We start from the raw sequence: 9,611 nt of genomic DNA on the forward strand, positions 1-9,611 counted from the left end.
TCACTTGGGCTCCTCCTTGCGCGCCTTGCGGCCCTTGGCGGCCTTGGCGCCGCCGGGGCCGCCGTCCGCGCCCGCCCCCTTGTCCTCGTCGGCCAGCTCGGCCGCGTGGCCGGTCAGCGAGATGAAGACGTCGTCGAGGGTGGGGCGGCGCAGGCCGATGTCGTCGATCTCGATGCCCGGCCGTCCAGTTCCCGGATGACCTCGGCGAGCAGCTTGGCGCCGCCCGTGACGGGCACGGTGAGCTTTCGGGTGTGTTCCTCGACGGTGGTCTCGCCCTTGCCGAAGGCGGCGAGGACCTCGCGGGCGGTGGTGATGTGCTCCCGGTCGTGCACGACCACCTCGACGCGCTCGCCGCCGGTGCGCGCCTTGAGCTCGTCGGAGGTGCCGCGGGCGATGACCCGGCCGTGGTCGATCACGCAGATGTCGTGCGCGAGGTGGTCGGCCTCCTCGAGGTACTGGGTGGTGAGCAGCAGGGTGGTGCCGCCCGCCACGAGCTCCTGGATGATGCCCCACAGCTGCTGGCGGTTGCGGGGGTCGAGGCCGGTGGTCGGCTCGTCCATGAACATCACGGGCGGGCTGACGACCAGGGCCGCCGCGAGGTCGAGGCGGCGGCGCATGCCGCCGGAGTAGGTCTTCGCGGTGCGGTCGGCGGCGTCGGTGAGGTTGAAGCGTTCGAGCAGTTCGGCCGCGCGCACCTTGGCCGCCTTGGCCTTCATCTGGTAGAGCTGGCCCACCATGTGGAGGTTCTCACGGCCGGTCAGGTATTCGTCGACGGCCGCGAACTGGCCGGACAGACCGATCGCACGGCGCACTTCGTTGGGGTGCTTGAGTACGTCGATCCCAGCGACGAAGGCTGAGCCGCTGTCGGGCTGGAGGAGGGTGGTCAGGACACGCACGGCGGTGGTCTTGCCCGCCCCGTTGGGGCCGAGCAGCCCCAGGACAGTGCCTTCGGGGACGTCCAGATCCACCCCGTCCAGAGCCCGTACGTCGCCGAAGGTCTTCACGAGGCCCTCGGCGTAAATGGCGCCTGGCATATGGATTCTCCCACGGTCGGGTCAGCAGAATCGGTGCTTTCCTACGCAAATCCTAGGGTCGCCGGGCTGACAACGCCCGGCCGAACGGGGGAACCCCCCGCGGCCCGGGCACACCCTAACGCGTCATATCGCGATGCGCACCGGGTTTGTTTGTGGTCCGTCTCCCCGGATCACCCCATCACGGTGTACCCCGCGCTGTGCAGCGAGCGCGCGACCTCGGTGCAGTGCTCCGGACCCTTGGTCTCCAGGTGCAGCTCCACCTCCACCTCGGTGAGCCCGAGCCGCGGGTCGGTCCGTACGTGGCTCACGTCCAACACGTTCGCATCCACCACTGACAGCACCCCCAGCAGCCCGGCCAGGGCCCCCGGCCGGTCCGTCACGCGCAGCCGCAGCGACAGGTAGCGGCCCGCCGCCGCCATGCCGTGGCGCAGGATCCGCTGGAGCAGCAGCGGGTCCACGTTGCCGCCGGAGAGTACGGCGACCACGGGCCCGTCGCCGTAGCGCTCGGGCTCGCTCATCAGCGCCGCGACCGGGCTGCAGCCCGCCGGTTCCACGACGAGCTTGGCCCGCTCCATGCAGAGCAGCAGGGCGCTGGAGAGCGCGTCCTCGGACACCGTACGCACGTCGTCGAGGAGTTCGCCGATGATTTTGAAGGGGATGTCGCCCGGGCGTCCGACCTTGATGCCGTCCGCCATCGTGTTGGGGTGGTCGATGGAGACCGGGTGGCCGACCTTGAGGGAGGGCGGGTAGGCGGCGGCGCCCGCCGCCTGGACGCCGACGACCCGGACGTCCGGGCGCAGCGCCTTGACCGCGACGGCGATGCCCGCGGCGAGGCCGCCGCCGCCGATGCCGACGACGATCGTGCGGACCTCGGGGCACTGCTCCAGGATCTCCAGACCCACCGTGCCCTGTCCCGCGATGATGTCGCGGTGGTCGAAGGGGTGGATGAAGACGGCGCCGGTGCGGTCGGCGTAGTCCTGGGCGGCGGCGAGGGTCTCGTCGACGACCTGGCCGTGCATGCGCACCTCGGCGCCGTACTCGCGGGTCGCGGCGATCTTGGGCAGCGGGGCGCCGACCGGCATGAAGACGGTGGAGCGGACCCCGAGGAGGGAAGAGGCGAGGGCCACGCCCTGGGCGTGGTTCCCGGCGCTGGCCGCGACGACACCGGCGGCGCGCTGTTCGGGGCGCAGGCCGGAGATGCGGACGTAGGCGCCGCGCAGCTTGAAGGATCCGGTGCGCTGGAGGTTCTCGCACTTGAAGTGGACGGGCGCGCCGACGAGCGACGTGAGGTGCCTGCTGCCCTCCATGGCGGTCACCCGGGAGACGCCCGACAGCATCTTCTGGGCGCCCCGGACGTCGTCGAGGATGACCTGGGGCACGGGCTGCGGCGCGCGGTAGTTCATGGGGGCAAGTCTCGCAGCTGACCGGGAGGCGGGCGCGGGGCGCCGACGGGGCCTGCTGAAGGACGACCGGAGGTGCGGCGCCGGGGGCGGCAGGCGTCCGGCGGGAGGGGCGGGCGGAGGTCCGGCGGGGGCGGGGTGCGAGCCCGGGCCGAGGTCCTGCGTCAGGGGCGGGCGGAGGTCCGGCGAGAGGGCGAAATCTCGCCATCCGAGACCCGTGCGGAGCCCGCTGGAAGTCTCCCCCCGGGTTGCCGTATCAGTTCTCGCACGACGCGTACGAGCCACAGCCCAGCCGCGTACTCTGTCCCCCATCCTTGTCGGCCCCCATGCGAAGAGAGCCCATGGCCATGCCTTCCACTCCGGCCAATTCCGACCTCCCGACGGCGCTGGACGCGCCCGCCGGAGCGGGTCTCCTCGACGCGCTCCAGCACCAGGTGGCGGTCTTCGCCCGGCGGGCGGAGCAGACCCGTCTCGGCGGGGTCGGCCAGGCCCGCAACTCGATGGACCGCGCCGCGTACCTGCTGCTGAACCGTCTCGACCTGGAGGGTCCGATGGGCGTCAAGGCGCTCGCGGGCGGGATGGGCATCGACTCCTCCACCGTGACCCGCCAGGTCGCGCCGCTGGTCGACACGGGCCTGGTCAAGCGCACCTCGCACCCGGAGGACGGGCGCGCGGTGGTCCTCGCGCTGTCCCCGCGCGGCCTGGCGCGGCTGGAGGAGGTCCGCTCCTCGCGGCGCGAGCTGATGTCCCGGGTGACGGACGGCTGGACCGAGGAGGAGCGCGAGTCGTTCACCGCGCTGCTCACCCGTTTCAACCTCTCCCTGTCGGAACTGATGGCGGCGGTGGCCGAGGGCGGTCCGACCTCTTGACCGGGGTGGTCCGACTGCCCGCACCATGTGGGTTGTGGACCACCAATCGACTTACGGACGGGGGGAGTTCGCCGGTCTCTCCGGTTCCCCCGCAGGACCCTTCGCGGAGTTCGAGGCCTTCGTCGCGGGTGCGGCGGGGCGGCTGCTCCATGTCGCCGTACTGCTGACGGCCGAACCGGAGGGCGACGCGCCGGGTGCGCGGCGGCTGCTGTCGGGCGCGCTGGCCCGTACGTTCGCGGACTGGCGGCGACTGCGCGGTGATGACCCGTACGCCGCCACCCGCGCGGAGCTGTGCGCGGCCTTCGCCCGTTCCGCCTGGCGCCCTCACACGCGGCCCCGGCCGGACGCGGGGGTGCTGGGGCGGCTGAGCCCGCAGGAACGTCTCGTCATCGTGCTGCGGGTGTACGAGGGGGTGGCCGAGGAGCAGGCGGCCGCGCTGCTCGGGGTCCCGCCGGAGCGGGTACGGGCGGTGTGCCACCGGGCGGTGGCGGCGCTGCGGGTCCGGGGCGCGCACGACGGCCCGACCGGCCGGGCCGCGTGATGGGCGCCTCCGACCGCAAGGAGGCGGAGGTGCGGCGGCTGATGGACGGCCCGCACCCGGTGGTCCCGGTGGACCTGGCGGCCGTGGCCGCGGCCCGGGGCGCCCGGCTGCTGCGGCGCCGACGCGTGCTGCGGCGCCTCGCGTGGGCCCTGGCGTTCGCGGCGGCGGTCGCCTTCACGGTGTGGGCGGCGCGCACGCACCCGTGGGAGCTCCCGCCGACGGACGTGGCCCCGCCCCTGCGGGGGTTCTGAGGGCCGTCTCTTTCGGAGACGGCCCGGGCCACGTCCGATGGGCGCGGCTAGTGCTGTGGCCGGGAAGGTGCACCGGGTCGCGGCGACCCTCCCGGCCACGGCACTAGCGCAGCGCCTGGGTGAGGTCCGCGATCAGGTCGTCGGCGGACTCGATGCCCACCGACAGACGGACCAGGTCGCCCGGGACCTCCAGGGCGGAGCCCGCGACCGAGGCGTGGGTCATCCGGCCCGGGTGCTCGATCAGGGACTCGACGCCGCCCAGGGACTCGCCGAGGGTGAAGAGCTGGGCACGGTTGCAGACCTCGACCGCCGCCTCCTCGCCACCGACGACCTGGAAGGAGATCATGCCGCCGAAGGACCGCATCTGCTTCGCGGCGATCTCGTGGCCCGGGTGCTCCGGCAGGCCCGGGTAGAGGACCTTGGAGACCTTCGGGTGGCGGGTCAGCATGTCGGCCACGCGCGTGGCGTTCTCCGAGTGCCGGTCCATGCGGACGGCCAGCGTCTTGATGCCGCGCAGCACGATCCAGGAGTCGAAGGGGCCGGCGATGGCGCCCATCGCGTTCTGGTGGTAGGCCAGTTCCTCGCCGAGCGCCGCGTCGGAGGTGATCAGCGCACCGCCGACGACGTCCGAGTGCCCGCCCATGTACTTGGTCAGGGAGTGCAGGACCACGTCCGCGCCGAGCGCCAGCGGCTGCTGGAGGTAGGGGGAGGCGAAGGTGTTGTCCACGACGAGCTTCGCGCCCGCCGTCCGCGCGATGTCGGCGACCACGGCGATGTCCGTGATGCCGAGGAGCGGGTTGGAGGGGGTCTCGACCCAGATGAGCTTGGTCTTGGGGGTGATGGCCGCCCGGACCGCCGCCGGGTCGGAGGTGTCGGCCACCGACCACTCCACGCCCCAGCGGGAGACGACCTTCGCGAAGAGGCGGAAGGTGCCGCCGTAGGCGTCGTTCGGGATGACCACGTGGTCGCCCGGGGACAGCATGGCGCGCAGCAGGCAGTCCTCGGCCGCCAGGCCGGACGCGAAGGCCAGGCCGCGCTGGCCGCCTTCCAGTGCCGCCAGGTTCTCCTCCAGCGCGGTACGGGTCGGGTTCGCGCTGCGGCTGTACTCGTAGCCGCCGCGCAGACCGCCGACGCCGTCCTGCTTGTACGTGGAGACCTGGTAGATCGGCGGCACGACCGCTCCGGTCAGGGGGTCGGCCTTGTTGCCCGCGTGGATCGCGCGGGTCTCGAAGCTCTGGTGCTCGTGGCTGTCGTCGCTCATGAGCAGAGCCTAGGGCCTGTCGGCGCGTCCGGGACGTCCGCCCCGTACCCGCCCCGAGCCCCCCTCATTCGCGTCCGGGGCGGTCCGTCTGGTTCGCTTGGGCACATGGAGATCTTGTGGTTCCTGCTCGCCATGGGCATGGTCATCGCCGTCGTGGGGCCGTACGTCCGGCGCAGGCGCTCGGGCGTGCGGCTCGTCGCGCCCGGCAGTCCGGACGCCGCCGACCCCGAGGCCTACGGTTTCGCCCGGCAGGAACACCTCGACATCCGGGTCCCGGGACCGGACCAGGACCTGATGGACGCCCTCGGCAACGTGGAGCGCAGCGGCCAGTGGCAGGCGGCTTCCATGCTGCTGGCGGGTACCCCGCGCGACGGCGAGGTGCGCTGGCAGCGCGTACAGGCCTTCGCGGGCGCGGCCGCGCTGGACCTGTCCCGCAATCCCGGGGTCGGCGCGCAGTGGCTCAAGGCGTGGCGGCTGGACGCCCCGAAGGACGCGGGCGGCGCGCAGGTGCACGCCCAGCTGCTGGTGCAGCAGGCGTGGCGGCAGTCGGGCGGGGTGGGCTCCACCGACCACCGGATCATCCTGGAGGAGGCGCGTACGGCGTGCGGGAACGCCGCGCTGCTCGCTCCCGGGGACCCGGTCCCCTACATCACCGAGCTGGCGGTCGCCCGTGGACTGGGCTATTCCGAGGCGGAGTTCGACGCCCTGTGGGCGAAGGTCATCGACCGGGCGCCGCAGCACATGGGCGCGCACCTGGTCGCGCTGCACTACTGGTGCGAGAAGTGGCACGGCTCGCGCGGGCAGGCCGACGCCTTCACACACGCGGCGGCGGCCCGCGCCCCGCAGGGCTCGCTGCTGGCCGCGCTGCCGCTGTTCGGGGTGTACGAGCACCTGCCCGAGTTCACGACGGTCAGCACCTTCTACCAGAGCGCGGTGGTGACCCGGGCCGTCGAGGGCGCGATGTACGCCGTGCACTCGGCGCGCGCGGACGACCCGATGCTGGCGCACGTACGGCACCTGCTGATCCTGTTCCTGGTCAACGGCGAGCGGTGGGCCGAGGCGATGGAGCAGCTGCGCCACGTCGACGGGTACGTCGGCGCGCTGCCCTGGTCGCACAGCCCGGACCCGGCGGCGCAGTACGCGGTGTACCGGGCGCTGGCGGTCGCGGGCTACGAGGCGAACGGCGGCTCGCCCGCGACGCTGCCGCACTGAGGGGACGGCTGCCGGTCCGGGCGGCCGGCGCCGAAGGGACCGGGGGCCGAAGGGACCGGGGGCTGGCGGTCCGGGGCACCGTCCGTCCGGGGCCGCGCCGCCTACGGATCGCGCCGCGAACGGATACCTCCATTCCGGTTGCCGGGGGCAACCGGCATACTCATCACACTTCACGCCGGCAGCACGCCGACCGCCGCTCCGTGCCGCCTGTCTTCACTCACCGCATCCCGTGGGGGGATCTGTCCAAATGGGCGCCTCTTCGCGCGCTTTGCGCGCTCTCGTACTCCTGGCCGGCTTCTATCTGCTCGGCTTCGTCATGCTCGCCGCCCTGGCCGGCATCGACTACGCCGTCATCGCATTGGGCGGCCACGGCGCCGCCGCCGGCAAGCTGATCTTCGTCACGCTGGTCCTCGCCTTCCCGATCATCCGCGGCATGTTCATGCTCCGCACCCCGAGGGGCGAGCCGCTCGCGGGCCTGCGGCCCACCGAGTGGCACGAGCCCTATCTCTGGCAGACCGTGCGCGAGCTGGCGGCCGCGGTCGGCACCCGCGCCCCCGACGAGATCGTGCTGACCGACGAGGTCAACGCGGCCGTCAGTGAGGACGCCCGGCTGCTCGGCCTGGTCCGCGGCACCCGCCGCATGTACATCGGCGTGCCGCTGATGACCGGCCTCGACGAGATGCAGCTGCGCGCCGTACTCGCCCACGAGCTGGGCCACTACAGCAATTCCGACACGCGCCTCACCCCGCTGATCGTGCGCGGCAAGGCCCAGCTCACGCGCACCATCACGCACTTCCACGGGCGGGCGGAGAAATCCGTCGCCAAGGAGCGCGCCAAGCAGGAGAAGCACGCCGAGAAGCGGATCGCCAAGGGCAAGCAGCCCAAGAAGGTCGACACCATCGGCTCGGGTGTCATGTACCGCATGATGGCCAGGATCTACACGGCCTACGGAAACTTCTTCATGCGCGCCACCCTCTCCGTCTTCCGCGGCCAGGAGTACGCGGCCGACCAGGCCGCCGCCCGGATCGCCGGACGCGACGCCTACGCCTCGGCGCTGCGCGAACTGCCCGCCCTGGTCAAGGCGCACGACTTCTACATGGGCTCGTACGCCACCCTCGGCGTCGGCGCCGGCCTGCTGCCCCGCCAGGGCCAGGTCTTCGGCGGTTTCCGCGAGCTGCTGCTCGCCCGCTCCGAGGAGCTGGCGGAGCTGCGCCAGGAACTGCCGACCCCGCCCACCTCGCCGTACGACTCCCACCCGCCCATCGCGGACCGGGTGGCCCGGATCGAGGCCCTGCCGGACGACGGCCGCGGCAGCGTCGCCGCGCGCCCGGCGATGGACATGCTCGGCCACCCGTCCGCCGTACTCGCCGCACTGGAGCAGGTGGTCCTGACCCCGGAGGCGCTCGGTCTGCGCCGCGCCGACTGGCCGGACCTCGTGCACGACAGCATGAGCGTGTACGCCGCCCAGGGCGCGGAGGACATCCGCGCGGCCGTGGCCGCCGAGGGCGTGCACCCCGGCCTGGCCGCCCTGCTGGACGCGATCGACGCCGATCCGGCGCTGCGCTGGCGGCTCACCGACCGCTTCCCGAAGTCCGATCAGGCGGCCTCCGCGACGGGCCGCGCGGCCCGCGAATTCGCCCGCCCGGCCCTGCGCCGGGCCCTGAACCAGCTGGTGACCGTCGAGCTGACGGGCCGCGGCGCCGCCCGTTGGAAGCTGTCGTGGTCGGACTCGGCCACCCTGCTCTACCCGTTCGACGGCTTCGCGGACCAGCTGGAAGCGGCCCTGAACGCGGCCGTGACGGACCTTTCCGACACCGCCCCCCTGCGAAAGCTGGTGCTTGTCCCGTGACCGGTCTCATCCTCTTCGCCGTCATGGCGGCGCTCGGCGCCGTCTACAAGGCGTACGCCACCCAGAAAGCCAAGCGGGCGGCCCCGCAGCCGCCCTCCGCCGCGCAGACGCAGAGCGCGGCGGAGAAGGCCGAGAAGAAGGCCCGCCAGGCGGCCGCCGTGGTGGCGCTGGGCTTCGTACCGGAGGCGGCGCTCGACACCGGGAACCTGGCAGCTCCGCCGCCCGAGCGGCTCGCCGCCGCCGCGGCGGTCCGGGCCGGTGACTGGCAGGCCGGCGCGGCGTACGTCGAGGCGGCCGGCCGGGACTGGGAGGAGCGCTGGAACCGCGTACGCACCCTGGCCGAGGCCGCCGCCGAGGACGACGCGTGGCTGCTGGCCTGGCGGGCGGCCCGCCCGCAGGACCCGACGGCGGCGCTGGTCACCGCGGACACCTCGGTCCAGGTGGCGTGGAACGTGCGCGGCAGCCAGTCGGGCTCGCGCACCACCCAGGAGCAGTTCCGGCTCTTCCACGAGCTATTGCTCAAGGCGCAGCAGGACGCGTACGAGGCCCAGCGGCTGGCCGACCCGGCGGACCCGGTCCCGTACATGGCCGAACAGCCCATCGGCCAGGGCCTGGGCTACCCGCACGAGCAGTACCAGCAGCTGTGGGCGCACATCGTCACGCGCGCGCCCAAGGTGCTGACGGCGCACACCAGCGCCCAGCAGTACTGGTCCCAGAAGTGGCGCGGCTCCCACGAGCTGGCGCTGGACTTCGCCTACCGGGCGGCGGCCTCCGGCGCGCCCGGCGAGCTGCTGTCGCTCCTGCCGCTGATCGCGTACGTGGAGCAGGAGCTGCACGAGGACGGCCTCAAGCCGGAGACCTTCTTCAAAGAGCCGGAGATCGCCGCGGCGGTCGACGCGGCCCTCGTGGACCTGGCGGCGGCCGACCCGGCGGACCGGCGGGCGGTCCGGCTGCGGCACATGCTGGCGTGGCTGCTGTTCTGGCAGGACCGGGACGCGGAGGCGGTCGAGCAGTTCCGCCACATCGACGGGTACATCGGCGCCATGCCCTGGTACTACTCGGGCGCGCCGAAGGCCCGCTACCTCCACGCCCGTGACTGGAGCGTGCGCGAGGTGACGCCGGGGCTGTGACCCGCGACTGTCGGTCATGGCAGCCGCTACGGCAATCGCTGTGGACAGCGGGGGAGGGCGGCCC

At 73.1% G+C, this 9,611-nt stretch carries 8 protein-coding genes and 1 pseudogene; 6 read left to right on the forward strand and 3 right to left on the reverse strand.

The features are described 5' to 3' along the window. Together QMF80_RS34890 and ilvA are read right to left on the reverse strand one after the other, a co-directional pair. Positions 1–1,034: pseudogene (locus QMF80_RS34890) on the reverse strand (ATP-binding cassette domain-containing protein). 170 nt (positions 1,035–1,204) lie between these two features. After that, on the reverse strand, positions 1,205–2,437 hold the full coding sequence (gene ilvA / locus QMF80_RS34895) for a threonine ammonia-lyase (RefSeq protein ID WP_283460904.1): 1,233 nt from the start codon (positions 2,435–2,437) through the stop codon (positions 1,205–1,207). A 344-nt stretch (positions 2,438–2,781) separates the two neighbouring features. Between ilvA and QMF80_RS34900 the strand changes: the two genes are divergently transcribed. The 3 genes from QMF80_RS34900 to QMF80_RS34910 are packed head-to-tail and all read left to right on the forward strand — an operon-like array spanning position 2,782 to position 4,095. Then, positions 2,782–3,303 carry a MarR family winged helix-turn-helix transcriptional regulator gene (locus tag QMF80_RS34900; RefSeq protein WP_283460917.1) on the forward strand — a complete coding sequence of 174 codons (522 nt, stop codon included), beginning with the start codon at positions 2,782–2,784 and terminating at the stop codon, positions 3,301–3,303. A gap of 34 nt (positions 3,304–3,337) precedes the next feature. Continuing rightward, complete coding sequence (locus QMF80_RS34905; RefSeq protein WP_502962981.1) at positions 3,338–3,844, forward strand: sigma factor-like helix-turn-helix DNA-binding protein; 507 nt, start codon at positions 3,338–3,340, stop codon at positions 3,842–3,844. Further along, positions 3,844–4,095 carry a hypothetical protein gene (locus QMF80_RS34910; protein WP_283460907.1) on the forward strand — a complete coding sequence of 84 codons (252 nt, stop codon included), beginning with the start codon at positions 3,844–3,846 and terminating at the stop codon, positions 4,093–4,095. The genes QMF80_RS34905 and QMF80_RS34910 overlap by 1 nt, the downstream gene beginning before the upstream one ends. 103 nt (positions 4,096–4,198) lie before the next feature. Here the strand turns inward: QMF80_RS34910 and QMF80_RS34915 are convergent, their stop codons facing one another. Beyond that, on the reverse strand, positions 4,199–5,356 hold the full coding sequence (locus tag QMF80_RS34915) for a cystathionine gamma-synthase (protein WP_283460908.1): 1,158 nt from the start codon (positions 5,354–5,356) through the stop codon (positions 4,199–4,201). 105 nt (positions 5,357–5,461) lie between these two features. Here QMF80_RS34915 and QMF80_RS34920 point away from each other — a divergent pair, with 105 nt between their 5' ends. The 3 genes from QMF80_RS34920 (at position 5,462) to QMF80_RS34930 (ending at position 9,547) form a co-directional block, all read left to right on the forward strand. Continuing rightward, the gene (locus tag QMF80_RS34920) at positions 5,462–6,568 is read left to right on the forward strand and encodes a hypothetical protein (protein ID WP_283460909.1); all 1,107 of its coding nucleotides are present in this window, start codon (positions 5,462–5,464) and stop codon (positions 6,566–6,568) included. A gap of 247 nt (positions 6,569–6,815) precedes the next feature. Then, positions 6,816–8,417 carry a M48 family metalloprotease gene (locus tag QMF80_RS34925; RefSeq protein ID WP_283460910.1) on the forward strand — a complete coding sequence of 534 codons (1,602 nt, stop codon included), beginning with the start codon at positions 6,816–6,818 and terminating at the stop codon, positions 8,415–8,417. Continuing rightward, complete coding sequence (locus tag QMF80_RS34930; RefSeq protein ID WP_283460912.1) at positions 8,414–9,547, forward strand: hypothetical protein; 1,134 nt, start codon at positions 8,414–8,416, stop codon at positions 9,545–9,547. The genes QMF80_RS34925 and QMF80_RS34930 overlap by 4 nt, the downstream gene beginning before the upstream one ends. The last annotated feature ends 64 nt before the right edge of the window (positions 9,548–9,611 follow it).

This window comes from Streptomyces sp. G-G2 (genome assembly GCF_030063135.1).
GTDB lineage: Bacteria > Actinomycetota > Actinomycetes > Streptomycetales > Streptomycetaceae > Streptomyces.